The sequence below is a fragment of the uncultured Marivita sp. genome, assembly GCF_947488135.1.
GTDB lineage: Bacteria > Pseudomonadota > Alphaproteobacteria > Rhodobacterales > Rhodobacteraceae > Marivita.
The window spans coordinates 113,835-137,904 of record NZ_CANKYW010000003.1; the positions used below are offsets into that span (position 1 = coordinate 113,835).

General features: G+C 63.9%; 21 protein-coding genes and 1 pseudogene. 17 read left to right on the forward strand and 5 right to left on the reverse strand.

Annotation, left to right across the window (positions count from 1 at the left end):
- Nucleotides 1-3: 3 nt before the first annotated feature.
- Complete coding sequence (locus Q1B16_RS11435) at nucleotides 4-1,296, reverse strand: MFS transporter (protein WP_299788256.1); 1,293 nt, start codon at nucleotides 1,294-1,296, stop codon at nucleotides 4-6.
- Between the two features lie 253 nt (nucleotides 1,297-1,549).
- Here Q1B16_RS11435 and Q1B16_RS11440 point away from each other — a divergent pair, with 253 nt between their 5' ends.
- The 6 genes and pseudogenes from Q1B16_RS11440 to mnmH all read left to right on the forward strand — a co-directional run bounded on the left by Q1B16_RS11440 (nucleotide 1,550) and on the right by mnmH (nucleotide 6,561).
- Nucleotides 1,550-2,173, forward strand: a complete 624-nt coding sequence (locus Q1B16_RS11440) for a paraquat-inducible protein A (RefSeq protein WP_299788259.1) — start codon at nucleotides 1,550-1,552, stop codon at nucleotides 2,171-2,173.
- Nucleotides 2,140-2,775 carry a paraquat-inducible protein A gene (locus Q1B16_RS11445; protein WP_299788262.1) on the forward strand — a complete coding sequence of 212 codons (636 nt, stop codon included), beginning with the start codon at nucleotides 2,140-2,142 and terminating at the stop codon, nucleotides 2,773-2,775. Before Q1B16_RS11440 ends, Q1B16_RS11445 begins: the two co-directional genes overlap by 34 nt.
- Before the next feature lie 54 nt (nucleotides 2,776-2,829).
- A pseudogene (locus tag Q1B16_RS22350) lies at nucleotides 2,830-2,922 on the forward strand (hypothetical protein); the annotation flags it as partial.
- Complete coding sequence (locus Q1B16_RS11450) at nucleotides 2,880-4,901, forward strand: MlaD family protein (protein ID WP_366140152.1); 2,022 nt, start codon at nucleotides 2,880-2,882, stop codon at nucleotides 4,899-4,901. The pseudogene Q1B16_RS22350 and the gene Q1B16_RS11450, both read left to right, overlap by 43 nt.
- Nucleotides 4,902-4,918: 17 nt before the next feature.
- Nucleotides 4,919-5,491, forward strand: a complete 573-nt coding sequence (locus Q1B16_RS11455; RefSeq protein ID WP_299788971.1) for a PqiC family protein — start codon at nucleotides 4,919-4,921, stop codon at nucleotides 5,489-5,491.
- Between the two features lie 5 nt (nucleotides 5,492-5,496).
- On the forward strand, nucleotides 5,497-6,561 hold the full coding sequence (gene mnmH / locus Q1B16_RS11460; RefSeq protein ID WP_299788268.1) for a tRNA 2-selenouridine(34) synthase MnmH: 1,065 nt from the start codon (nucleotides 5,497-5,499) through the stop codon (nucleotides 6,559-6,561).
- Here mnmH and selD read toward each other — a convergent pair.
- Nucleotides 6,534-8,702, reverse strand: coding sequence for a selenide, water dikinase SelD (gene selD, locus Q1B16_RS11465; RefSeq protein WP_299788271.1), 2,169 nt, complete (start codon nucleotides 8,700-8,702; stop codon nucleotides 6,534-6,536). The genes mnmH and selD overlap by 28 nt on opposite strands.
- Before the next feature lie 68 nt (nucleotides 8,703-8,770).
- Complete coding sequence (locus tag Q1B16_RS11470; RefSeq protein WP_299788274.1) at nucleotides 8,771-10,177, reverse strand: XRE family transcriptional regulator; 1,407 nt, start codon at nucleotides 10,175-10,177, stop codon at nucleotides 8,771-8,773.
- Between the two features lie 166 nt (nucleotides 10,178-10,343).
- On the opposite strand from Q1B16_RS11470, the gene Q1B16_RS11475 reads away from it, so the two are divergent.
- The 5 genes from Q1B16_RS11475 to Q1B16_RS11495 all read left to right on the forward strand — a co-directional run bounded on the left by Q1B16_RS11475 (nucleotide 10,344) and on the right by Q1B16_RS11495 (nucleotide 16,129).
- A complete protein-coding gene (locus tag Q1B16_RS11475; protein ID WP_299788277.1) occupies nucleotides 10,344-11,333 on the forward strand; it encodes a tripartite tricarboxylate transporter substrate binding protein in 990 nt (329 codons plus the stop codon).
- A gap of 122 nt (nucleotides 11,334-11,455) precedes the next feature.
- Nucleotides 11,456-11,944 (forward strand): tripartite tricarboxylate transporter TctB family protein, encoded by a 489-nt coding sequence (locus Q1B16_RS11480; RefSeq protein WP_299788280.1) that lies wholly within the window; start codon nucleotides 11,456-11,458, stop codon nucleotides 11,942-11,944.
- 14 nt (nucleotides 11,945-11,958) lie between these two features.
- Nucleotides 11,959-13,476: a tripartite tricarboxylate transporter permease gene (locus tag Q1B16_RS11485; RefSeq protein WP_299788283.1), complete on the forward strand. Its 1,518-nt coding sequence runs from the start codon at nucleotides 11,959-11,961 to the stop codon at nucleotides 13,474-13,476.
- A 32-nt stretch (nucleotides 13,477-13,508) separates the two neighbouring features.
- Entirely contained in the window at nucleotides 13,509-15,038 is a 1,530-nt protein-coding gene (locus Q1B16_RS11490; protein ID WP_299788286.1) for an acyl--CoA ligase, read from the forward strand.
- Nucleotides 15,039-15,151: 113 nt separating this feature from the next.
- A complete protein-coding gene (locus Q1B16_RS11495) occupies nucleotides 15,152-16,129 on the forward strand; it encodes a 2-dehydropantoate 2-reductase (protein ID WP_299788289.1) in 978 nt (325 codons plus the stop codon).
- Nucleotides 16,130-16,141: 12 nt separating this feature from the next.
- Here Q1B16_RS11495 and Q1B16_RS11500 read toward each other — a convergent pair whose 3' ends face one another.
- The gene (locus Q1B16_RS11500) at nucleotides 16,142-16,570 is read right to left on the reverse strand and encodes a VOC family protein (RefSeq protein ID WP_299788292.1); all 429 of its coding nucleotides are present in this window, start codon (nucleotides 16,568-16,570) and stop codon (nucleotides 16,142-16,144) included.
- 30 nt (nucleotides 16,571-16,600) lie between these two features.
- Entirely contained in the window at nucleotides 16,601-16,942 is a 342-nt protein-coding gene (locus Q1B16_RS11505) for a RidA family protein (protein ID WP_299788295.1), read from the reverse strand.
- Between the two features lie 90 nt (nucleotides 16,943-17,032).
- Between Q1B16_RS11505 and Q1B16_RS11510 the strand changes: the two genes are divergently transcribed.
- The 6 genes from Q1B16_RS11510 (at nucleotide 17,033) to Q1B16_RS11535 (ending at nucleotide 24,061) form a co-directional block, all read left to right on the forward strand.
- Nucleotides 17,033-18,814 carry an IlvD/Edd family dehydratase gene (locus Q1B16_RS11510; RefSeq protein ID WP_299788298.1) on the forward strand — a complete coding sequence of 594 codons (1,782 nt, stop codon included), beginning with the start codon at nucleotides 17,033-17,035 and terminating at the stop codon, nucleotides 18,812-18,814.
- Nucleotides 18,815-18,896: 82 nt separating this feature from the next.
- Complete coding sequence (locus Q1B16_RS11515; RefSeq protein WP_299788300.1) at nucleotides 18,897-19,628, forward strand: SDR family oxidoreductase; 732 nt, start codon at nucleotides 18,897-18,899, stop codon at nucleotides 19,626-19,628.
- A 66-nt stretch (nucleotides 19,629-19,694) separates the two neighbouring features.
- On the forward strand, nucleotides 19,695-20,729 hold the full coding sequence (locus Q1B16_RS11520) for a TRAP transporter substrate-binding protein (protein WP_299788303.1): 1,035 nt from the start codon (nucleotides 19,695-19,697) through the stop codon (nucleotides 20,727-20,729).
- Between the two features lie 64 nt (nucleotides 20,730-20,793).
- On the forward strand, nucleotides 20,794-21,375 hold the full coding sequence (locus Q1B16_RS11525) for a TRAP transporter small permease subunit (RefSeq protein WP_299788306.1): 582 nt from the start codon (nucleotides 20,794-20,796) through the stop codon (nucleotides 21,373-21,375).
- Nucleotides 21,372-22,868 carry a TRAP transporter large permease gene (locus Q1B16_RS11530; protein ID WP_299788309.1) on the forward strand — a complete coding sequence of 499 codons (1,497 nt, stop codon included), beginning with the start codon at nucleotides 21,372-21,374 and terminating at the stop codon, nucleotides 22,866-22,868. The genes Q1B16_RS11525 and Q1B16_RS11530 overlap by 4 nt, the downstream gene beginning before the upstream one ends.
- 161 nt (nucleotides 22,869-23,029) lie before the next feature.
- Entirely contained in the window at nucleotides 23,030-24,061 is a 1,032-nt protein-coding gene (locus Q1B16_RS11535; RefSeq protein ID WP_299788312.1) for an efflux RND transporter periplasmic adaptor subunit, read from the forward strand.
- Nucleotides 24,062-24,070 lie beyond the last annotated feature (9 nt).

The window sequence follows — 24,070 nt, forward strand, 5'->3', positions numbered from 1 at the left end:
TTCTTAACGATTACGCGGTATCTCTTGCTTCGTCGGCACCGCATTCCGGAACCCTCGGCCCAAAGGGCGCCAGGTCGCGAGGCTGAGAATGGAAACGCCGATGGCGGCAATAATGAAAGGAATGGACAAGGCGATTTCCCGAGAGACGACGATTTCCGACAGGCTGACCAAGGCGCCTGAGAGAAGCAAGCCGATGGGCATCATGCCCCAGGCGAGCAAACGGTAGGTGCTGTTGACCCGGCCCAGAAGGGCGTCCGGGATGGTGCGCTGGCGGTAGGATACGGACACCGTGTTCCAGACGAGACCTGCGAACTGGAACGTGGCGAGGATGATGGCGAGCGATACGGCATTCGGTGCAAAGGGAATGGCCATGAAGGCGATGGCCGAGAAAAGCTGTGCCCACCGGGCAGTATTGCCGGGGCCGAAGGTGCGGACGATGGCGTCTGCGCAAAACCCTCCGGCGATCCCGCCCAGAGCGGCGGAGGCGAGCATCAATCCGTAGGCCTGCGCCCCAAGTCCGAGGACCTCTTGCACGTAAAGGACCAAGGCGATCACGACCATCTGGTCAAAGAGGTTCCAGAACCCGGTCACGACGGCCAGCAAACGCAGTAATGGTGCGTTGCGCAGGTAGGACAGACCTTCGCCAAGTTCTTCCCGCCAGTTACGGGTGTCGCGGGATTTCGGTCTGAAGGCGCCCTGCATGCCGAGGACCAGCAAGGCGGCGAGGGCGAAGGCGGCGGTGTTGATGGCAAAGGGCAACCAGACGGCCGCGGAGATCAGGAACGCGCCGACGGCGGGACCGAGAAGCGCGTTGCCGACAAGCTCGACGCTCCAAAGTCGGCCATTGGCGGTTTCCAGACGGTCATGCGGGACGAGCGCTGGGAGCATGGTTTGCGCGGCATTGTCGCGGAACACCTCGGCGATGCCGACGATAAGCGCGCAGGCGATCAGCGTCGCGAAGAGGCCCGGCATCGCGGTGCCATCAACGGGCGGATCCGCGAGAGGCAAAGACAGCGCGACAGCCCCGGTTGCCACGGCGAAAGCCAGACCGCGAAAGAGGTCCATGGCGAGGATCAGGCGCTTGCGGTCCACGCGGTCGGTGATGATGCCCGCGGGCAAGGCAAAGAGGATCCACGGTAGCCGCAATGCGACGGGCATGAGCGATACGAGAAACGGATCGCGGGTCAACAGCGTGGCAATCCAGGCCCAGACCACAACAGCGATCCCGTCGGCAAGGTTTGTCATGCCGCTGGCGAGGATGAAACGCTGAAGCTGTGTTGGTTGGATCGTGTGCATTTGGTCTGGTCCCGATTGGCGCGTTCGTGCGGTGCCAGATAGGCCGGTCGGATGGGTCGGCCGCAAGAGATCGATTATTTGGATGCGCCACCGATCCCGATTGGTGCGTTCGTGCGTTGCCAGATAGGCCCGGCGGATGGATCGGGCGCAAGAGGTCGATTTCTTGAACGCGCCACCGGAACCGATTGCCGCGTCGCAGCGTTCCTGTCGGAAGCTCCTGTAAATGCAAGTGTGAATGGCGTATCAGACCGGAATGACCGACTCGCTCTCCGATATGATCGCCTGTCCGAAATGTGACGCGTTGCACCGTGTGCCCCGGGTGGCTCCGGGTGAGCAGGCGAAATGCGTGCGCTGTGGAACGGTGCTCATGGCGCCGAAAGAAGGGGCGATGACGCGGATCGTCATGCTGTCGGTCACCGCGCTGATCCTGATGGTCGCGGCGGTGTTCTTTCCCTTCCTCGAATTGAGCGTGCAGGGCCTTGGCACGACAAGCTCGGTCTTCGACGCGGTTCTCGCGTTTTCGGACGGGCTCATGCTGCCGCTGTCCTTCGCGGTGGCGGCGTTGATCGTGGTGCTGCCGATCACGCGGTTCATCGCGCTGATCTACGTGTTCGCGCCGATGGCGCTCGGCTGGGCGCCCGCGCGGCGGGCGAAGGATGCCTACAAGCTGGCCGAGAGGATCCGGCCCTGGGCGATGGCCGAGATCTTCATCATCGGCGTCGCGGTGGCGCTGGTCAAAGTGGCCGGTCTGGCGCAGGTGACATTGGGTCCGGCGTTCTGGGCCTTCGTGGGGCTCGTGATCATCACGATGCTCAAGGATAATTTCATGTGTCGGGTTACGGTATGGCAAACGCTGAACGCGCGCAGCCCGTCCTGACCGCCCGCGAGGCGGGGCTGGTGGGCTGTGCCGAGTGTGGGCACGTGTTCCCGATCGGCACAGAAACCTGTGCGGTGTGCGGCACGCATCTTGTCAGTCGCGACATCGCGAGCCTGCAACGGGTGTGGGCGTGGCTTTTCGCCGGCATGGTGGTCTACATCCCGGCCAATGTGTACCCGATGCTGCGCACTTCGACGCTCGGCACCACGCAGGAAAGCACGATTGTCGGCGGTGTGGTGGACCTGATCGATCATGGGTCGATCGGTGTGGCGCTGATCGTGTTCGTGGCCTCGGTGATCATCCCGGTCAGCAAGTTCATCGCGATCGCCTATCTCGCAATCCGCGTGCAGCGTGGATTGCCGGGCACGGCGAGCCATTTTCACCTGTATGAATTCGTCGAATTCATCGGGCGCTGGTCGATGATCGACGTTTTCGTGGTGGCGATCCTGTCCGCGCTGGTCCAGTTGAATTTCGTGGCCACCATCAATCCGGGTATCGCCGCCGTGAGTTTCGCGCTTTCGGTTGCATTCACCATGATTTCTGCCAATAGCTTCGATCCCAAGCTGATCTGGGACGTCCCGCCTAAAGGAAAACCGGTTTGACCGAGCCTACCCCCGCCGACATGAACGTCACCCCTCCGAAGAAATCCTTTCTGCGGAACCTGTCCTTTGTCTGGCTGGTGCCGCTTCTGGCGCTGGGCGTGTCTTTGGGCATCGCGTGGCAGAACTACGCGGATCGCGGCACGTTGATCGAGATCGCCTTCGGCAATGCCTCGGGCGTTGTCGCCGGGGAAACCACGCTGCGGTATCGCGATGTGGTGGTGGGCACGGTCGAAGAGGTGAATTTTACCGACGATCTGGGGCAGGTTCTTGTCAGCGTGCGCGTCGACAATGACGTGGCGCCGTTCATCGACGAGGAAGCGACCTTCTGGGTGGTGCGGCCCGAAGTGTCGGCGCGGGGCATCAGCGGTTTGTCGACTGTGCTGTCGGGTGTCTATATCGAGGGCGCGTGGGACAATGTCGCGGGGTCGCTCACGACCCAGTTCGAGGGCGCGGACACGCCGCCGCTGAACCAGCCGGGCCGCCCGGGCCGTCGGATCACGCTGGCCACGGATGACGGCACGACGATTTCCTACGGCTCGCCGGTGCTGTTCCGCGGGGTCGAAGTGGGGCGTCTGGAGACGCCGCGGCTGTCGGCGGATGGTCGCAGTGTTCTGGTCGACGCCTTTATCGACGCGCCGCATGACGCGCGGTTGACGCAGGCGACCCGGTTCTGGGACACCTCGGGGTTCGAGCTGTCTTTCGGCGCTTCGGGGTTCTCGGTGGATTTCGACAGTTTGGCGTCGTTGGTGACGGGCGGGATCGAGTTCGACAACGTCTACGACAACGGTGAGCCCTTGCCTTCGAGCTATGTGTTCACGCTCTACAAGGCCGAGGAGGATGCGCGGCGCAACACGCTGGTGCGCGGGCCGTCGCAGGGGGTGCCGTTCGCGATCCAGTTCGCGGAGTCGGTGAACGGGCTCGAGGCGGGAGACGACGTGACCTATCAGGGGCTCGAGGTCGGCGTCGTGACGGAATTGCGCTCGCGCGTGGTGGAGACACAGTTCGGGCCTGAGTTGTCGCTTCTGGTGAACGTGTCGATCGACCCGCAGCGCATGGGCCTTCCAGCAGGATCGACGCCCGAGGAAACGGTCGAGTTCTTCCGCTTCGCGGTCGAGACGGGGATGCGGGCCCGGTTGGCGACGGAAAGCCTGCTGAGCAGCGACTTGCGGATCGAGCTTGTGGTTCTGGACGACGCGCCGTCGGCCCGGTTGGTCGAGTCCGACGGAGAGCTGCCGCGTTTGCCGAGCATCGAATCCAACCTGTCGGATTTTACGGCGACGGCGGAAGGCGTGCTGGAGCGGATCAACGCGCTGCCCATCGAAGAGGTGATGCAGCAGGCGATCAACCTGATGAACGCGTTCGAGCAATTGGCGCGGAACGAGGATCTGCAACGCGTGCCGGGGTCGGCCGTTGCGCTGCTTGACGATACGCGCGCCCTTGTCGGCAGCGAGGCGATCCAGTCCATCCCGGCGCAGATCGAGGCGGCGGTGAACGACCTGACCGCGCTGGTGGCCGAGGTCCGCGAAGGCGGGGCGGTGGACGCGCTGGGCAGCGCCATGCGCAACCTGGACCGGGCGATGGCGGATGTCGCGGTGGCGTCGCAGGACGCGCCCGCGCTGACGGCCAACCTGCGCGAGATCACCGAGACGGATATCCCGGCGCTGCTGGCTGAATTGGAGGCGGTCGCGACCACGGCGAACGAGCTCGAGTTGCAGTCCTTCGTGGACAGCGCGACCGGCACGCTGAACCGGGTCGAGGCATTGATCGGAAGCCAGGACACGATGGAGTTGCCCGGCACGCTCAACGACGCGCTGACCGAGATGCGGCTTGCCCTGGCAGAGCTGCGCGAAGGCGGGGTGGTCGAGAACCTGAACGCGACGCTGCAATCGGCGTCGGATGCGGCGGGATCGGTCGCGGCGTCGGTCGAGGACCTGCCGCAGCTCACCGCGCGGCTGGAGCGTCTGGTGGCGGAGACGGAAACGGTGGTCCGGTCCTATGGTGACCGGTCGGATTTCAACACGCAGACGCTGTCGGCGCTGCGCGAGGTACAGAACGCGGCGCGGGCGATTTCGGAGCTTGCGCGTGAGATTGAACGCAGCCCGAATTCGCTGATTTTCGGACGCTGAGGAGGGGACGAGTGAAGATGATCGTATTGAACTGGCGCAGCCTGGCGTTCGTGATGGCGCTGCCCCTGGCCGCTTGCGGATCGGGAGACACTGCGCGCTACCTCATCGACGCGCCGGTCGTGGCGGCGGGAGAAACGCGGGTGTCGGTACGGACCGTGGAGTTGCGCGACGTGTCGCTGCCGACCCATGCGTCGGGCACGTCGATCCTCGTGCGCGACGTGGATGGGGCGTTGCGGCCGCTGGGCGATGCCGAATGGGCGGATGATCCCGAACGCGCGGTGACCGGAACGCTCGCGCAGTTGATCGACGAGCGCAGCAGCGCGACCGTGGCGGCAGAGCCGTGGCCGCTTCTGGATGGCCCGTCGGCGCGGCTTGACGTGCGCATCGACAAGATGCTGGCCAACGCATCGGGCGTGTTCGAGATCACCGGACAGGCCGCCGTCAGCGCCGTGGATGGCCGCCCGCGCGAACGGGTGGAGCGTTTTGCCATCGCGGTTCCCGTCACGGAGCTGACCGCCGCCGCCGTCACCGACGCGCAGGGGCGGGCGCTGGTGGCCTTGTCGGACGCGCTGATCGGGCTATTGCGCTGACACCCATGCCGCTTGAGCCGACAGCGCTGCCCGATCTTCTGGATCACGGGTTCGACACCGTGATCGACGTGCGCAGCCCTGCGGAATTCGCCGAAGACCACGTGCCGGGTGCCATCAACCTGCCCGTTCTCGACAACGAGGAACGCGCGCGGGTGGGTACGATCTACAAGCAGGTCAGCCCGTTCGATGCGCGCAAGCTCGGCGCGGCCTTGGTGTTTCGCAATGCCGCTCACCATATCGAAACCTCTTTGTCCCACCATGACGGAGGGTGGCGTCCCTTGGTCTATTGCTGGCGCGGCGGGCAGCGGTCGGGGTCGTTCGCGTGGCTGTTGAAAGAGATCGGCTGGCGGTCCGATGTGATCCGCGGTGGGTACAAGACCTATCGTCGGCTGGTCGTGGACATGCTGCACCGGGATGGCCTGCCGTTCCGCTTCGTGCAGTTAGGCGGGTATACCGGCACGGCCAAGACCGAGCTTCTGCCCCTCTTGGCACGACGCGGTGTTCAGGTGATCGACCTTGAAGAGCTGGCCAATCATCGCGGTTCATTGCTTGGGGCGATGGGCGAGCAGCCGTCGCAAAAGGGTTTTGAGAGCGCGCTGGCCGGGCAGCTTTGCCGGCTCGATCCCGCGCGGCCCGTTCTGGTGGAGGCCGAGAGCAGCAAGATCGGTCAGGTGCTTTTGCCGCCGTCGCTTTGGGACGGCATGAAGGCCGCGCCCTGGGTGGAGGTGGTCGCGCCGCTGGAGGCGCGGACCGAATACCTCGTTCGGGCCTATGACGATATCCTTTCGGACACCGCGTCGCTGCACGCAAAGCTGGCCCCGCTCAAGGCGCATCGCGGGGAGGCGCTCGTGTCGCGCTGGATCGGGTTGAGTGCGGCGGGCGATAAGCGGTTGTTGACCCGGTCGCTGATGGAGGATCATTACGATCTGGCCTATGCCAAGTCGATGAAGGCCATGGCGCCAAAGGTCATCGCCCGGATCGAGACCGACGGGCTGTCGCCGCCGCAGCTCGACCGTGTGGCGGGTGACATCGCGGCGGTGCTTCAGTCGATGGAGACCTCGCCGGCCTGACCCCTGTGAAGGCGTCCGATGATGGCGCTGTCGGTGTACCCGGCGGATCGCAGGGCGTCGAGGACGCGGTCCGCCTGATCGGCCGCGACCGCCGCGAGAAGCCCGCCGCTGGTTTGCGGATCGAAGAGCAGGCGGGTCTGTGGGCTGTCGGGAATGTTTGAAAATCCTGCGCGATTGTTCGTGTACAGCGAAGAATGCTCGCCCCGTTCCGACAACTCACCGGCGCCGGGCAGGACGGGCACCGCGTCGAGGGTGAGCGTTGCCGAAAGGCCCGATGCGGCGCAGAGGTTCTGTACGTGCCCGGCAAGCCCGAACCCGGTGAGATCCGTCATCGCCTGTGCCGCGTCGCGCAGGATGTGAGAGGCGGTTTTCTGGCCGTGTTGCATCCCGTCCAACGCCTGCGCGACCTGCGCGCCCTGGGCTTTGCGGGACATGAGGGCTGCCATGATCACGCCGGTGCCGATGGGTTTCGTGAGGATCAGCGCCGCGCCGTCTTGCGCGCCGGACAGGGTGATCGGGTTGCGGTCGCACAGCCCGGTGATGGCGAGGCCGATGGTCAGCTCATCGCCCAGCGTGCTGTGACCGCCGACGATGTCCGCGCCTGCCTCTTGCAGGACCGTTTGCGCGGAGGCGAGGATTTCGGTGAGGGTGCGTTCGGCGAGCTGTTCCGACAGGCGTGGCAGGGTGATCGACAGGGTGGCCGCTTGCGGGTCGGCGCCCATGGCCCAGATGTCGCCCAACGCGTGATGGGTCGCGATGCGGGCCATGACGGCGGGATCGTCCCAGAAGCTGCGCAGGTGATCGGTGGTGAAGACCTGCCGCTCGCCGCCGGTGGTCAGCAGGGCGGCATCGTCGCCGGGCAGCGGCGTGATGTCCGACCGTTGCGGCGGCGCAAGGGATGCCAGCGCGTTCGACAGCGCGTCGCGCCCCAATTTCGCGCCGCAGCCGCCGCAGAGCGGTTTGGGACCCATCGCCTCCCTGACGCCCTTCGCGCGGGGGAAGGGCAAGGGGGGTGTGGGCATCGTGGGCAGTTGGTCGAACTGGTCCATGAACTTGCGGTCGATCCGGTCTTTCCAGCCCCAGACCCAGTCTCCGGTGAAGGTCAGGCCGAAACGGTCGCCAAGCGCCGCCTTTTTTCCGAGCGAGATAAGCTTCAGGTAATCTTTTTGTGGGATGTAGGTCTTGAGCGGTCCGCCAGCGAGGATGGAGACAAGGTTATGGAATAGAACGGGGGCCTGACGCACGGCATAAACGCCCGCCTTGGGTCGGGGGGCGTGGGCCATGTGCGCGCAGTCACCCACGGCAAAGATGCGCGGATCGCTGGTTTGCAGGCGGTCGTTCACGGTGAGAAACCCGTCATGGGTGTCGAGCCCGCTGTCGGCCAGCCAGGGATAGGGCCGCGCGCCTGCGGCACCGGTGATGAAACTTGCGGTGATGGTGCCTCCATCGTCGAGGCTGACGGTGTTCTTGCCCAGAAGGGTAATCTGCACGTTTTCGTGCAGCACGATGTTGAGCGCCTTCATCGCCGTGCGCAGTTTCGCGGCGCTCTTGTCGGGCAGGGCGGAGAGGGCAGTGGCGTGGTCGATGAGGTGGATCGTGGCGGGGCGTTTGCGCCGTTTCAGAGCGTGCGACATCGCCATGGCAAGCTCGGCCCCGGCAACGCCGCCGCCGATGACCGCCACGGTGGCCGGGCCGTCACCCCTGCGGAAGGCGTCCCACTTCTCCGCGAACGGGCCGAGCGGTTTGGCGGGCACGGCGTGGTCGGCAAAGCCGGGCAGGGCGGGCATGTCGGAGGTGATGCCGACATCGACGGAACAGATATCGAAGCCCACGGGCGGGTGGCTGTCGATCTCGACCGTACCGGTCGCGGGGTCGATCCCGATGGCCGCGCCGAGGATCAGCCGCGCCCCGGCGGCCTGCGCGAGTTTGACGAGGTCGATGTCGAGCTGATCGCGGCTGTAGTGCCCTGCGACAAAGCCAGGCAACATGCCGGAATAGGGCGCAGTCGGCCCCGGGTTGATGAGCGTGAGCCGCGCACCGGGCAGGGGCTTCATCGCCCATTTGCGCAGGACCAGCGCATGGGTGTGGCCGCCGCCGATCAAAACGAGGTCCTGGGACAGGGGCAGGGACGGCTGGTGCATGGGGTCGGTCCTTTGGTGGTCGGTCCCGCCTTAGCATGGCCGTGCCGCCGCGCCCATGCGACGGGCGGTCAACTTTCGTAACGTGTCTGCCCGCGCCGGTTGGTGTCGACAGGCAGGGTCACGTGCAAGGGTTGGTGTGCGCGCTGCGGGCAGGCGGTGCGGGGGCAGACATGGCAGCTGGTCCCGATCTGGGCAAAGAGCGTGGTGTCCTCCATGTTGAAGCGCTGGGCATAGCCGATGCGGTGCGCCTGTTCGATGTCGCAACCGATGGCGACGACGAGACGGCGCTCTTGCAACCGCGCGCCGACCACGGGGCGGTCGGAGGTGCGCGAGAGGGTGAAGAATCGTCCGCCGTCGGGCATTTCGACGAATTGCGGCAGCAGCTGGCCCGGCACCTGGAACGCGCCGTGGATGTCCCAGACGGGACAGGCGCCGCCCTCTTCGGCGAGGGTGATCGTGGTCGCGTTGAACCGTTTGGACACGTTGCCCGCGCGATCCACACGCAGGAAGAAGAACGGGATGCCGCGCTGGCCGTCGCGTTGCAGGGTGGTGAGGCGCTGGCACACCATCTCGAAACTGACGCCGAACCCCAGGATGATGCGGTCGATGTCGTAGCGCGTCGCCTCGGCCAGGTCGAGAAACTCGGTGTAGGGCATCAGCAGCGCTGCGGCGAAATAATTGGTCAGTTCCACCGTCAGCCGCGCGCGGCCCGCATCGGCGGTGATGCCGCTCGCGGCGACATAGCTTTGCACGGTCTCGCGCGCCTCGAGCAGGCCGATGACGTGGGCGAGTTGAAAGACGCGGTTCGGGTGGTCCAGCGCCTCGGACAGGTGAACGATGCCATCGGTTTCGCGAAAGAGCCGCAGCGCACCAGGCATGTCGGAGAGTTTCTGCACCGTGCAGGTGACGCTGTGTTCCAGCCGCAAATGGCGTTTAAGCAGGGCATACATATCGTCGTTCGACCCGCCCAGCCGGGCGCGCAGATCCTCGGCCTGCCGTTCGAGCGGATCGAAATGGTTTTCATGTGCGCGGAACATATCGTGGATCGCGGTCTCGGGCGTCTTGAAGCGCAGATCGTTGCCGTCGGTCTGTCCGGCAAGGCGACGGAACTGTTCGGCCATGGACCTGTGGGTCTGATGCAGGTGCAGGAATCGGTCCACGAGGGTCGGCGCGTGATCCAGCGCACCGCGCAGTTCGGTCAGGTCGGGCGGCTCGTCGCCAAATACCGGATCGCGAACGGCGGCGCGCAGGTCGGCCAGCTTGGTCGCTTCGGTGTTGGTCACGAGGCTGCGCATGTCGACGCCATAGGCCTCGGTCAGCGCGACAAGAACCTGCACCGAGAGGCTGCGTTGGTTGTTTTCCAATAGGTTGACATAGGCGGCCGAAATGCCGAGTCGCTGGGCCATTTCGGCCTGCGTGTGCTTCATCTGGCGGCGCAGCTGCCGCAATTGGGGGCCAACGAAGGTCTTACTCATGTTTACAACATTACAAAAAATAAAAATGTGTTGGCAAGAATTAACATATCGACCGCATTAAAGGTGAAATTATATTTCGTAGCGGTATCAATCTCGCAAGTCCGGTGGAGGTGTGGTTGCAGGAGCGGCTGACAGGAGCGGGCTTTTTTGATCGGGAGGATATTACATGATCTACAAAATGACACGTCGTGCAGCCCTGGCGGGTGTTGCGTCCATCGCAATGATCGCAGCGGGTGCAACATCCGCGCTGGCCGAAGGCTGGAAGCCGCAGAAACCGATCGAAATGGTCATCATGGCCGGTCAGGGTGGCGGCGCCGACCGTCTGGCCCGTCTGTTCCAGTCGATGATCCAGAAGGAGGGCCTCGCGTCGATGCCGATGCTGCCGGTGAACAAGGGCGGTGGCTCTGGCGCAGAGGCGCTGCGCTATCTCAAGGACAATGAAGGCGACGCGCACAAGATCATGGCGACGCTGAACAGCTATTTCACCACACCGCTGCGCACCGACATCGGCGTCGATATCGAAGAGTTCACGCCGATTGCCCGGATGGCGGTCGACACCTTCGTGCTGTGGGTGAACGCCGACAGCGACATCCAGACGATGGAAGACTGGGTCGCGGCGGTGCAGGCCTCGGGCGGGTCGTGGAAGATGGGCGGCACCGGCACCGGGCAGGAGGACAGCCTGCTGACCGCGATGCTGGAAAAGGAATTCGGCATTGAAGTTACCTACGTGCCCTTCGACGGCGGCGGCGATGTGGCCAAGAACCTTGTCGGCGGTCATATCGACAGCACGGTCAACAACCCGTCCGAACAGATGGGATTCTTCAAGGCGGGCAAGTCGCGCCCGATCGCGGCGTTTACGACCGAACGGATCGACGCCTTCCCGGATGTGCCGACGGCGCGCGAATTGGGGCATGACATCGTCTATTCGATGCAGCGGTCCTTTGTCGGGCCAAAGGACATGCCGGCCGAAGCGGTGGCCTATTACACCGAGATGTTCAGCAAGCTGAACGAACTGCCGGAATGGCAGGCCTATACCGAAGACGAAGCGCTGGATCGCGACTTCCTGACGGGGGATGCGTTGCAGGCGTATTTCCTCGAAGAGCGGGAAAAGCATGCAGCCATTCTCGCGGATATGGACGCTGACGGGGCGTCCTGATCCCGAACCGAGACGTGTTCGACCTTTGAACGGTGGCCGGGATGCACAACATCCCGGCCGCTTTTCACCCTCCCGGATTGGGTGATCCGGGACCTATTTTTCAGATCTTCGGGGAGGTTTCGATGCTAGTCGCAGACAGAGTGATCGCCATCGCCATCATGGCGCTTTCAGCCTATTTCATGTGGCACGCCACGGCCTTGCCCATCGGGTGGAACGGCGTGACAGGTGGTCCGGGAGGCGGAGCGTTTCCGTTCTGGCTGTCTCTGGTGATGCTGCTGTCGGCGGCGGGTGTTCTGCTTCGGAGCCTGATGCAGGCGCCGTCGTCGCAACATTTCTTCGACAGTCAGATGCTGCGGAGCGTGATCGCGGTTGTGGTCGCGCTTTTCGTGACCATCGCGCTGATCCCGGTTGTGGGGGCCTATGTGGCGATCCCGCTGTTCATCTTCTGGTACATCCGCATCTATGGCGGGCACGCATGGGTTCTGACCACGAGCCTCGTGATCGGGACGCCGGTCTTTTTGTTCTTCTTCTTCGAAGTGACGCTGAAAATCCTGTTGCCCAAAGGGGTGACGGAGCCGCTCTTCTTCCCGCTTTACGCGATGTTCTTCTGATCGGGGTCTGAGACATGGATACGCTAGCTCTTCTTGCCGACGGTTTTGCGACCTCATTGTCCCCGCTGAACCTGATGATCGTGATTCTGGGGGTGACCGCGGGTCTTTTCATAGGCGCGATGCCCGGGCTTGGATCGGTCAACGGGGTCGCCATCGTGCTGCCGCTGACCTTTATCGTGCCGCCCAGTTCGGCGATCATCCTGCTTTGTGCGATCTATTACGGGGCGATGTATGGCGGGGCGATTTCGTCGATCCTGCTGGGGATCCCCGGCGCATCGACGGCGGTGGCCACGACCTTTGACGGGCGCCCGATGGCGCAGCAGGGCAAGGCGGGTCTGGCGCTCATTGCGGCGGCTGTGGCGTCATTCATCGGTGGGACGATCTCGGTCGTGCTGTTCACGCTTTTCGCCGTGCCGCTGGCGGATCTCGCGCTGGCCTTCGGCCCGGCAGAGGAGTTCGCGCTGGTGCTGATGGCGTTCACCACGTTCGTGGGGCTCGGGGGTGACGACAAGCTCAAGACGATCATCATGATCTGCCTTGGTCTGGTACTCAGCACCGTGGGGCTCGACCTGATTTCGGGGCAGCCGCGCCTGATCTTTGGCGATCTGCCGGGCTTTTATTCGGGCATCAGTTTCCTGGTGCTGGCGATCGGGGTCTACGGGATCGGTGAAATTCTTTACACCATCGAATCCTCGCGCACCGCGCCGCAGGTGACGCCCGCGAAAATCACGCTCAATGACCTGTGGTCCGGCATCAAGACGATGAACCGGATGTGGCGGACCATGAGCCTTGGGTCGTTCCTGGGCTTCTTCGTCGGCATGTTGCCGGCCGCCGGGGCGACCCCGGCCGCGCTGATGGCCTACGGGATGGCGCGGTCGACGTCGAAAGATCCCAAGAGCTTTGGAAAGGGCAATATCGAAGGTGTGGCAGCGCCCGAGACGGCGAACAATGCGGCGTCTACCGGATCGCTCTTGCCGATGCTGACGCTGGGCATTCCCGGATCGCCGACCACCGCGCTTTTGCTGGGCGGGATGGTGATGTGGGGGCTGATGCCGGGTCCGATGCTGTTCATCGAACAGCCGGATTTCGTCTGGGGACTGATCTCGTCGCTCTACACCGCGAATTTTGCCGCCGTTGCGATCAACATCGCGCTGATCCCCTTGTTCGTCTGGGCGCTGCGGATGCCGTTCACCGTGCTCTGCGCCCTGGTGATGGTGCTGTGCATCGTGGGGGGCTTCGCGCCGAGCCAGAAAATGCATGACGTCTGGCTGATCGCGGGCTTCGGTGTCGCCGGCTATCTGTTGCGTAAGGCGGATTATCCGCTGGCGCCGCTTGTGCTTGCCCTGGTGCTGGGGCCGCTCATGGAAAAAAGCTTCCGTCAGACGCTGATTTCCGAGCAGGGGAACGTGCTGGCCTTTGTCGAACGGCCGCTCTCGGGGACGTTTATTGCCATCGCGGCACTTTTCTTTGTGCTTCCTTTGGTTAAGTATCTGCGCAAGGGCGGACGCCGGAGCATCGCACCGGCGGAATAATCGGAACATCTGAAGACGGAGGGGGACAGGGCATGGCTACAAACGTCAAGGCACTGCTTGAGGGACATGACGCCGAGGCCAAGGCATTGGGCGCACCGGATCGGGACTGGCTGACCTACGGAGAGCTTCGCGATCTGTCGGCACAGGTGAGCGCCAGCTTGCGCGGGTTCGGGATCGGGGCAGGCGACCGGGTGGCGATCGTGCTGCCCAACGGCCCGGAAATGGCGGCGGCGTTCGTCACCATCGCGCAGGCCGCGGCCACGGCGCCGCTGAACCCGGCCTACCGCGAGGATGAGTACGCGTTCTACCTCGACGACCTTGGCGCGAAGGCCATTGTCCTGGCCGATGGCTATAACGGGCCTGCGCTGGCGGCGGCCAAGACGCTGGGTCTCATGGTGCTGCGCACCGTGGTGGCCGAAGGGGCGCCTGCGGGATCGTTCACGCTGTCCGCCGATGGGCAGACGGGAGACGCGCTACCTGCGAGCGATCCGGGCGATAGCGATGTGGCTCTGATCCTGCACACGTCCGGCACAACCTCGCGCCCGAAGATCGTGCCCTTGTTGCAGTCGAACGTCGCGGCATCGGCGCATAACATCGCGGAATCGCTGAACCTGACGTCCGAGGACCGGTGTCTGAACGTCATGCCGCTGTTTCACATTCACGGGCTGTTGGCCGCCGTGTCGGCGTCGCTGTCGGTGGGCGCGTCGATCTGGTGCGCGCCGGGGTTTGACGCGCTGCGCTTCTTCGGCTGGATGAAGGACGCGCGGCCCACGTGGTACACGGCAGTGCCGACCATGCACCAAGCGATCCTGAGCCGCGCCGGGCGCAACGCGGACGTGATCGAAGAGGTGCCGCTGCGGTTCCTGCGGTCGTCGTCGGCATCCTTGCCCGCGCAGGTGATGGAGGCACTGCGCGAGACGTTCCATGCGCCGGTGATCGAAGCCTACGGCATGACCGAAGCCGCGCACCAGATGTGCTGCAACCCGTTTGAACGGCAGAAACCCGGCGCGGTTGGCGTGGCCGCCGGCCCCGAAGTGCGCGTGGCGCATGAAAGCGAGAACCGCCTGATCGACGGCACCGGCGAAGTGGTGATTTCCGGTCCCAACGTGACGCCGGGATACGAGAGCAACCCCGACGCCAATGCCAAGAACTTCTTTGATGCCGATGGCAAGCGCTGGTTCCGCACCGGTGACCAGGGCGCGTTCGATGCGGACGGGTTCCTGCATCTCACCGGGCGATTGAAAGAGATCATCAATCGCGGCGGCGAGAAAGTCTCGCCGCTGGAGGTGGATGGCGTGCTCTTGGACCACCCGGCTATTGCGCAAGTTGTGACCTTTGCCCTGCCGCATCCGAAGCTGGGGGAAGAGGTGGCAGCCGCCGTTGTGCTCAAGGACGGGGCCGAGGCGAGCGAGCGCGACATCCGCGATTTCGCCGCGACCCGCATAGCCGATTTCAAGGTGCCGCGTAAAGTGGTGATCCTTGACGAAATTCCGAAAGGCGCCACCGGCAAGATGCAGCGGATCGGGCTGGCGGAGAAGCTGGGGTTGGTGGAACCGGCCTAAACCGCTTTGATGGAGCGCGGGTGGCTCCTGAGGGAGCCTCCGGCGGGAGTTTATTTGGCAAGATGAAGGAGGAGCGGTTCGCGGAATACTGGCGGATCGCTTTGGGGTGAGCGATGAAGATTTGCGTATTCGGAGCGGGCGCCATTGGCGGCTATATGGGTGTGAAGCTGGCGCAGGCGGGGGCCGATGTGAGCCTTGTGGCGCGCGGGCCGCATCTGGCGGCGATGAAAGCCAACGGTCTCAAGCTGATCGAAGAGGGTGGCGAAGAGACGGTGGTGTCGGTGACGGCGTCGGACACTCCCGCCGATCTGGGGGAACAGGATTACGTCATCGTCACGCTCAAGGCACATTCGGTGCCGCCGGTGGTCGACAAGATGAAGCCGCTCATCGGGCCGAACACAACGATCGTGTCGGGCGTGAACGGGGTGCCGTGGTGGTATTTCCACAAGCTGGGTGGGGCGTACGAAGGCACGCGGCTCGAGTCGGTCGATCCGGGCAATGCACAATGGGACGGGTTCGGCCCGGACCGGGTGCTGGGCTGTGTCGTCTATCCTGCTGCGGAGGTGATCGAGCCGGGAGTGGTCAAGCATATCGAGGGCAACCGCTTTTCCCTAGGCGAGCCGGACGGGTCGAAATCCGAGCGGGCGATGGCGTTGTCGAAGGCGCTGTCCTCGGCCGGGTTGAAGGCGCCAGTGCGGCCGCGTTTGCGGGACGAGATTTGGGTGAAGCTGTGGGGGAACCTGTCGTTCAATCCGATTTCGGCGCTGACCCATGCGACGCTGGATATGCTTTGTACCGATCCGGGGACGCGCGGTGTGGCGCGTGGCATGATGCTCGAGGCGCAGGAGATTGCCGAGGCGCTTGGGGTGAAGTTCCCGATCGATGTGGAGCGGCGGATCGACGGCGGGGCGGCGGTGGGCGCGCACCGCACGTCGATGTTGCAGGATCTCGATCAGGGTCGTCCGATGGAGATCGACGCTTTGGTGGGATCGGTGCAGGAGCTTGGCCGAATCGTGGGCGTGCCGACACCGACGATCGATACGGTGCTGGCGCTGGTGCAGTTGCGCGCGAAGACGGCAGGGTTGTACTAGGCAAGGGGCGCGTCACGCCTCGGGGTGGTCGTCGCGCTTCGGGTCATCCGGGTTGGTTGAGAACAGGGCAATCTTGTTGCCCTGCGGGTCGCGAAGGTAGCCGACGTAAAAATCCTCGCTGTAGGCTGCGCGAAAACCCGGGGCGCCTTCGTCTGTGCCGCCTGCTTTCAGGCCTGCGACATGTAGTTTGCGCACCTGCGCTTGAGTGCGCGCTTGAAAAGCCACCATGTTGCCGTTTCCGGCAGTTGCAGGATGTCCGTCAACGGGTTTTTTCACGTAAAAATCCGGTAGAAGCGGGGCCGTGCCGGGGTCTTGAGGCAAGGCATAGCTCAGGTCGCCGTGGTAGAACTCCAACTGATAGCCGAGCGCGGGAAGAATGGCCGAGTAGAACCGCTCTGCGCGCGGAATGTCGTCTGCACCGACGGTGACGTAAGCGATCATGCGACACGGTCCTTTCGCTTTGCTGTGGTGCTATGAGTAAGCTGCGGTCACGATCACTTCGACCTTGAGTTCGGGGCGGGCCAGTTTGGCCTCGCCGCAGGCGCGGGCGGGGGCGTGGCCTTCGGGGACCCAGGCATCCCAGACCGCGTTCATTTCCGCGAAATCGGCCATGTCGGCGACCCAGATGATCGCTTGCAGGATCTGTTCGCGGGAGGATCCGGCCTGTTTCAGCAGGGCATCGACGCGGGCGAGGCAATCCTGCGTCTGTTCGGTGACGGTCTCGCCTGCGCCAACCTGTCCGCACAGGTACGCCGTGCCGTTATGTTTGACGATCTTGCTCATCCGCTGGCCGATTTCCTGGCGTTGGATCATGGGGTGTCTCCTCTGGTGTGTTTGCGCTGACACTTGCCGTTGGCGCGCGGATTGTCCAGAACGCTTGGGACAGATGAGGGGAGAGATCAGATGTCCGACACGCGCGCGAACAGGCGGTTCCGGTCGCAGGAATGGTTCGACAATCCCAACAATCCGGGCATGACGGCGCTTTATCTGGAGCGGTATCAGAACCAGTCTTTCACCCAAGGGGAATTGCAGGCCGAGAAGCCGATCATCGGGATTGCGAATACCGGGTCGGATCTGGCGCCGTGCAACAAGATCCACGTGTTCCTGATGGATCGGATCAAGGCGGGCATTCGCGATGGTGGCGGCATACCGATGGAGTTCCCGGTGCATCCGATCCAGGAGACCGGCAAGCGGCCGACGGCGGCTTTGGACCGGAACCTGGCCTATCTGAGTTTGGTCGAGGTGCTGCACGGCTATCCGATCGACGGGGTGGTGTTGACCACGGGATGTGACAAGACCACGCCGGCGCAGCTTATGGGGGCGGCGACGGTGGATATTCCGGCGATTGCGCTCAATGGCGGGCCCATGCTCGATGGGTGGTACAAGGGCAAGCGCGCGGGGTCCGGCACGACGATCTGGGAAGGGCGGCGGCTGATGGCGCGCGGTGAGATCGGGTATGCGGAGTTCATGGAGCTGGCCTGTGCCTCGTCCCCGTCCCTGGGCCATTGCAACACGATGGGCACGGCCTCGACGATGAACGCGATGGCCGAGGCGTTGGGCATGACGCTGCCCGGGTCGTCGGCGATCCCGGCGCCGTTCCGCGAGCGGATGGCGATGGCTTATGAGACCGGCAAGCGTTGCGTGCAAATGGTGCTGGATGATCTGAAGCCGTCTGACATTCTTACGCGCGAGGCGTTCGAGAATGCGATTGTGGTCAATGCCGCTATTGGCGGGTCGACCAATGCGCCGCCGCATTTGCAGGCGATTGCGCGCCATGCGGGGGTGGCGTTGGACGTGACCGATTGGGAGACCATCGGGTTCGACGTGCCGCTCATGGTGAACATGCAGCCTGCGGGCGAATACCTGGGCGAGAGCTTCTACCGCGCGGGCGGGGTGCCTGCGGTGATGGGGGAATTGCGGAAAGCCGGGCGCTTGCACGACGGGGCGATGACGGCCTCGGGCGTGACGATGGGTGAGGTTTTGGCGTCGTGGGAGAGCCGTGATCGCGACGTCATCACGACCCACGACGCGCCGCTGCGCGACAGGGCGGGGTTCAAGGTGCTGTCGGGGAACCTGTTCGACTCGGCACTGATGAAGACCTCCGTCATCTCGCCGGATTTCCGCAAGCGGTTCCTGTCGACGCCGGGGGCGGAAGGTGTGTTCGAGGCGCGGGCCATCGTGTTCGAGGGGCCGGAGGATTATCACGACCGGATCAACGATCCTGACTTGGCCATCGACGAAGAGTGTATGCTGTTCATTCGCAATGTGGGCTGTGTTGGATACCCCGGATCGGCGGAGGTGGTGAACATGCAGCCGCCGGATGCGCTGGTGAAAGCGGGGATCAACCATCTGCCCACGGTGGGCGACGGGCGGCAGTCCGGCACGTCGGAAAGCCCGTCGATCCTGAACGCCTCGCCGGAGGCGGTTGTGGGCGGGGGGCTGGCCTATTTGCGCACGGGGGACCGGGTGCGGCTGGATCTCAATGCCTCGACGCTGAACGCGTTGGTCGATGAGGCGGAGTGGGAGGCGCGCAAGGCGGCGTGGGAGCCGCCCGAGATCGTCAACCAGACGCCGTGGCAGGAGATCTATCGCCGCCATGTCGGGCAATTGGCGGATGGCGGTTGTCTGGAATTGGCGACGGCGTATCAGCGCATCGCCAAGGATTTGCCGCGCGACAATCACTGACCGGGTCGGGGGCGCTGCCCCCGGTCGCCCGTCGGGCGACTCCCCCGGAGTTTACGGGCAAGATGAAGCAGGGGACAGTAAAATGGGACAGACGATCATCATCACGGGGGCAGGTAGTGGGATCGGCCGCGCCTGTGCCGAGGCGTTTCTTGAGGCCGGGTGGCGGGTCGGTCTGATCGGGCGGCGGGCCGCGCCTTTGGAGGAAATCGCCGCCGGGTCGGACCATGCGCTGGCATTGCCCTGCGATGTGACCGACGAGGCCGAGGTTTCAGCGGCTTTTGATGCGGTGGTTGACCGCTGGGGGCGGCTCGATGCGCTGTTCAATAATGCGGGCACAGGCGTGTTCGGGGCGACCATTGACGAGATCCCGCTGGAGGACTGGAAGCGCTGCATCGACATCAATCTGACTGGGAGTTTCATCTGTGCGCGGGCGGCGTTTGCGCGGATGCGGGCGCAGGACCCGCAGGGCGGGCGGATCATCAACAACGGGTCGGTGTCTGCCCATGTGCCGCGCTGGGGATCGGCGCCCTATACCGCATCGAAACATGGCATAACCGGGCTGACGCGGACGATTTCGCTGGACGGGCGGGCGTTCAATATCGCCTGCGGGCAGATCGACATCGGCAATGCCGAAACCGAGATCGTGCACGGGTTGCGCCGCCAGGCAGAGGAGGCGGGCAAGCCGGTGGAGCCGGTGATGGATGTGGCGCATGTGGCATCGTCGGTTTTGCACATGGCCAGCCTGCCGCTTGATGCCAATATTCAGTTCATGACTGTGATGGCGACGACCATGCCCTATATCGGGCGCGGCTAGATTTTCCTTGGATTCGGCGCGCGCTTCGTGCGTTTATGCCCTCAGAAAAACAGGGAGGAATAATCAATGATCAAGCGCGCATTTCTCAAGCTCGCCGGGACCACGGCGCTGGCGACGATGCTGGCGACCGGAGCCTTGGCCCAGGAGGTCACGTTGCGGATGCACCAGTTTCTGCCGGCGCAGGCCAATGTGCCCAAGAACGTGCTGGTGCCTTGGGCCGACCGGGTGATGGAAGCGTCGGACGGGCGGATCGAGATCCAGCATTTTCCGTCGATGCAGCTTGGCGGCACACCGCCGCAACTGATCGACCAGGCGATTGATGGCGTGGCCGATATCATCTGGACCGTGGCGGGCTACACGCCGGGGCGCTTTCCGCGTGCCGAGGTGTTCGAACTGCCGTTCCTGATGACCGATGCGGGCGATATGTCGGCGGCTTATTGGGAGCTGGTCGAGGAGCAGATGCTCGATCAGGATTTTGCCGATTTCAAGGTTCTGGGTGTCTGGGTGCATGGCCCCGGCGTGATCCATTCCACCGACCCGGTGACGACGCCGGACGACCTTAACGGGATGAAGCTGCGCGCGCCGACGCGGGTGACGACCAAGCTGTTCTCCGACCTTGGCGCGACCACGGTGGGGATGCCGGTTCCGGCCATCCCTGAATCGCTGTCCAAGGGCGTGGTCGACGGGGCCGTGATCCCGTGGGAGGTGACGGGGGCTTTGAAAGTGCCTGAATTGGTTGAGAACCATACGGAATTCGAGGGTCCCGCGCTCTATACCACCACCTTCATCTTTGCCATGAACCGCGATGCCTACGAGGCGCTGCCGGACGATCTCAAGGCTGTCATCGACGCGCAATCGGGCGCCGAGTTCAGCCGCATGGCGGGCACCCAGATGCAGGCCGACGATGGTCCGTCGCGCGAGGCGGCGCTGGATGCGGGCAACAACATCATCACGATTTCCGAGGCGGATGCCGCGCCGTGGCGCTCGGCGGCCGAGGCGACGACCGCCGAATGGATCGCCGAGATGGACGAAAAAGGCATCGACGGTGCGGCGCTTCTGGCGCGGGCGCAGGAGTTGCTGGACAAGCACAACACGCAGTAATGTGTGGCGCGTCGCCCGGGCCTGTGGCTTTGGGCGGCGCGACGATAGCAGGGGGCAGAGCGGCATGAAAACGGCGATCGAGCGCCTTGCACGGGCGATGGCGGTCCTGGGTGGCGTCGTGCTCACGGCGCTGGTCGTGCTGACCTGCGTGTCGGTCCTGGGCCGGGGACTCAATTCGATGGGGCATTCCGATTGGCTGAGTGCGGTGTCGCAATCGCTGGCGGATGGCCTGATCGCGGCGGGTGTCGGGCCAATCACCGGGGATTTCGAACTGGTCGAAGCGGGGATCGCCTTTGCCATTTTCGCCTTCCTGCCAATCTGTCAGCTTTATGCTGGGCACGCGACGGTGGACGTGTTTACCTCGCGCCTGTCGGATCGGGTGAACACCTGGCTGATGGCGTTCTGGGACGTGGTCTTGACGCTTGTGATCCTGCTCATCACCTGGCGTCTGGGGGCCGGTCTGGCGGATAAATTCGGCAACGGAGAGACGACCTTCCTGCTGCAATTCCCCATCTGGTGGTCCTATGCGGCAAGCTTTGCGGCGGCGGTGGTGGCGTCGGTGACGGCGATCTACTGTTCGGTCGGGCGCGTCACCTATGCCGTTACGGGCCGGTCGATCCTGCCGCCGTCGGGGGCTGACGCATGACCATGCTCGAATTGGGCATGTGGTCCTTTCCGGTCCTTCTGACGCTGATCTTTCTGCGCGCGCCCATCGGGCTTGCGATGATGCTGTGCGGGATCGGTGGTCTGTGGTTGGCGCTGGGCACGCCGGACGTGGTGCTGGCGCGGCTCAAATCCGAGACATATTCAACGTTTTCCAGCTATTCGCTGTCGATTATTCCGATTTTCTTGTTAATGGGCCAGTTCGCGACGCTGTCGGGCATGTCTTCGGCGCTGTTCAAGGCGGCGGAGTCCTGGCTGGGCCATCGCAAGGGTGGGGTCGCGATGGCATCGGTCGGGGCCTGTGCGGGCTTCGGTGCGATCTGTGGCTCGTCACTCGCGACCGCCGCCACCATGAGCCGTGTGGCGCTGCCGGAGTTGCGGCGGAACGGGTATTCCGGCGGATTTTCCACCGCAACGCTGGCGGCGGGCGGCACGCTGGGTATCCTGATCCCGCCGTCGGTGATCCTCGTGATCTACGCGATCCTGACGGAACAGAATATCGCCAAACTGTTCCTTGCGGCCTTCGTTCCGGGGGTTCTAGCGGCTATTGGCTATATCTTAACGATTTCGCTCTACGTTCGGCGACATCCGGAGGCGGCAGGGCATCGGGACCCTGTGCCGTTTGCGGATCGCTGGCGCGCGCTGTTCGACGTGTGGCCTGTCTTGTTGGTCTTTGGACTGGTTGTCGGAGGGATTTATGCAGGTTGGTTCACACCAACGGAAGGTGCCGCCGTGGGTGCTGCGGGCACGGGCGTGATCGCGCTGGTGTCGGGCAACCTGACCTGGGATGTGTTCAAGCAGAGCATCATCCAGACCGCCGTGAGCACCGCGATGATCTTTTTCATCGTGCTGGGGGCTGCGTTCTACAACGGCTTTCTGGCGCTCACGCAGGTGCCGCAGGAATTGTCGAACTGGGTGGTGGAAATGAGCCTCAGCCCGTTCATGGTGCTGTCGCTGATCCTTCTGTTCTACCTTGTCTTCGGCTGCCTGATGGACAGCTTGTCGATGATCCTGCTGACGATCCCGATCTTTTTCCCGGTGATCTCGGTCATGGATTTCGGCTTTGTCGATCTGGCGGTGATGCAGGCGGACGCCGCGCGCGAGGTGTTGGCTGCGGGCATTCCCGAGGGCATGACGCAAGACATGCTGGCGTCGATCAACGCCGCGATTGCCGGCGGTGTCGAACTGACGCGCGAGCAGATGGCCGCGCTCGACATCCGGGTGACGCAGGGCATGGCGAACCGGATCGAGGCGGAATGGGTGGCGATCTGGTTCGGTATTCTTGTCCTGATCGTAGTTGAGGTGGGTCTCATCACGCCGCCCGTTGGAATGAATCTTTTCATCATCAATTCGATGGATCGCGACACGCCGATGATGGACACCTACCGCGCGGTGATCTGGTTCGTGGCCTCTGACATTGTGCGGGTGATCCTGCTGGTGCTTTTTCCTGCGATCACGCTCTTTTGGCTCTATTGATGTGTGAGTCTGCGCATATGCGCACATCGTAATTTGCGATATGCACAAAGTTTTCGCTGGAAAACTGAACCGATCAGTTTAGATACGGCTCCAAGATGCGGGAGCGTCATAGGACATATTCCGTTCATCCGTGAGTTCTGAGCCATATGTGGAGTGCCGTCATGGGCCGCCTGTTCATTTTCCTGTTTCTGCTGATCAGCCCGGTCATGGCGGTCGCGCAGGACATGCGCCTTGCCAAGATCATCGAAGTGCAATCCGGCGACTCTGCCGTGACGCGGCAGTTCTTCGGGCATGTCGTCGCCAAGGAAACGGTGGATCTCGCCTTTCAGGTCGGTGGCCAGATCGTCGAACTGCCGTTGATCGAGGGCGAGCGGATCGAGGAGGGCACGATGGTGGCGCAGCTTGATCTTGAGCCGTTTCAATTGGCGCTCGATCAGGCGCGGGTGCAACGGGATCAGGCCGAACGCACGCTGGAACGCCTGCAAAAGCTGGAGGGCAGCACGGTGAGCGAGGTGTCGGTGGACGATGCCGAAACCTCTTTGCAACTGGCGGAAATCGCGGTGCGCAACGCCGAACGCGAATTGCAGAACGCAACGCTGGTGGCGCCGTTCGACGCGCTGGTGGCGGCGCGCAATGTCGCGAATTTCTCGACCATTTCGGCGGGCACACCGATCGCGCGGCTGCACGATATGTCCGAACTGCGGATCGAGATTGACGTGCCGGAAGTGCTGTTTCAACGCGCGGGCACCGATCCCAGTGTGGAGCTTTGGGCGAAATTCCCGACCGATGATGAACGCTACGCGGTCACGCCGCGCGAATTCAACGCCGAAACCTCCCAGGTGGGGCAGACCTACCGCATCACCCTTGGCATGACCCCGCCCGAGGACCGAACCATCCTGCCCGGATCGTCGGTCACGGTGTACGCGACGCTGACCGGTGGCGCGCAGGACATCGTGATCCCGGCCTCGGCCGTCAGCACCGCCAATGACGGCAGCACCAACGTGATGGTGTTCACGCCGACCGGCGCCGATGAAGGCACGGTCGCCCGCCGCCCCGTCGCGGTCGAGCCGACCATCCGCGGCGATGTGCGCGTGACCGAAGGTCTGGAACCGGGCGAAGAGATCGTCGCGAGCGGGGCCAGCCAACTAAGCGACGGGGACCGTGTAAAGCGGTTCTCCGGTTTCTCGAACTGAGCGGCGCGC

Coding starts and splice junctions, on each gene's coding strand:
- Q1B16_RS11445 (WP_299788262.1), top strand. CDS start 2,140: ATGGCAAACGCTGAACGCGCGCAGCCCGTCCTGACCGCCCGCGAGGCG.
- Q1B16_RS11440 (WP_299788259.1), top strand. CDS start 1,550: ATGACCGACTCGCTCTCCGATATGATCGCCTGTCCGAAATGTGACGCG.
- Q1B16_RS11535 (WP_299788312.1), top strand. CDS start 23,030: ATGGGCCGCCTGTTCATTTTCCTGTTTCTGCTGATCAGCCCGGTCATG.
- Q1B16_RS11485 (WP_299788283.1), top strand. CDS start 11,959: ATGGATACGCTAGCTCTTCTTGCCGACGGTTTTGCGACCTCATTGTCC.
- selD (WP_299788271.1), bottom strand. CDS start 8,702: ATGCACCAGCCGTCCCTGCCCCTGTCCCAGGACCTCGTTTTGATCGGC.
- Q1B16_RS11525 (WP_299788306.1), top strand. CDS start 20,794: ATGAAAACGGCGATCGAGCGCCTTGCACGGGCGATGGCGGTCCTGGGT.
- Q1B16_RS11470 (WP_299788274.1), bottom strand. CDS start 10,177: ATGAGTAAGACCTTCGTTGGCCCCCAATTGCGGCAGCTGCGCCGCCAG.
- Q1B16_RS11520 (WP_299788303.1), top strand. CDS start 19,695: ATGATCAAGCGCGCATTTCTCAAGCTCGCCGGGACCACGGCGCTGGCG.
- Q1B16_RS11480 (WP_299788280.1), top strand. CDS start 11,456: ATGCTAGTCGCAGACAGAGTGATCGCCATCGCCATCATGGCGCTTTCA.
- Q1B16_RS11435 (WP_299788256.1), bottom strand. CDS start 1,296: ATGCACACGATCCAACCAACACAGCTTCAGCGTTTCATCCTCGCCAGC.
- Q1B16_RS11515 (WP_299788300.1), top strand. CDS start 18,897: ATGGGACAGACGATCATCATCACGGGGGCAGGTAGTGGGATCGGCCGC.
- Q1B16_RS11455 (WP_299788971.1), top strand. CDS start 4,919: ATGATCGTATTGAACTGGCGCAGCCTGGCGTTCGTGATGGCGCTGCCC.
- Q1B16_RS11505 (WP_299788295.1), bottom strand. CDS start 16,942: ATGATCCAACGCCAGGAAATCGGCCAGCGGATGAGCAAGATCGTCAAA.
- Q1B16_RS11530 (WP_299788309.1), top strand. CDS start 21,372: ATGACCATGCTCGAATTGGGCATGTGGTCCTTTCCGGTCCTTCTGACG.
- Q1B16_RS11500 (WP_299788292.1), bottom strand. CDS start 16,570: ATGATCGCTTACGTCACCGTCGGTGCAGACGACATTCCGCGCGCAGAG.
- Q1B16_RS11510 (WP_299788298.1), top strand. CDS start 17,033: ATGTCCGACACGCGCGCGAACAGGCGGTTCCGGTCGCAGGAATGGTTC.
- mnmH (WP_299788268.1), top strand. CDS start 5,497: ATGCCGCTTGAGCCGACAGCGCTGCCCGATCTTCTGGATCACGGGTTC.
- Q1B16_RS11475 (WP_299788277.1), top strand. CDS start 10,344: ATGATCTACAAAATGACACGTCGTGCAGCCCTGGCGGGTGTTGCGTCC.
- Q1B16_RS11490 (WP_299788286.1), top strand. CDS start 13,509: ATGGCTACAAACGTCAAGGCACTGCTTGAGGGACATGACGCCGAGGCC.
- Q1B16_RS11495 (WP_299788289.1), top strand. CDS start 15,152: ATGAAGATTTGCGTATTCGGAGCGGGCGCCATTGGCGGCTATATGGGT.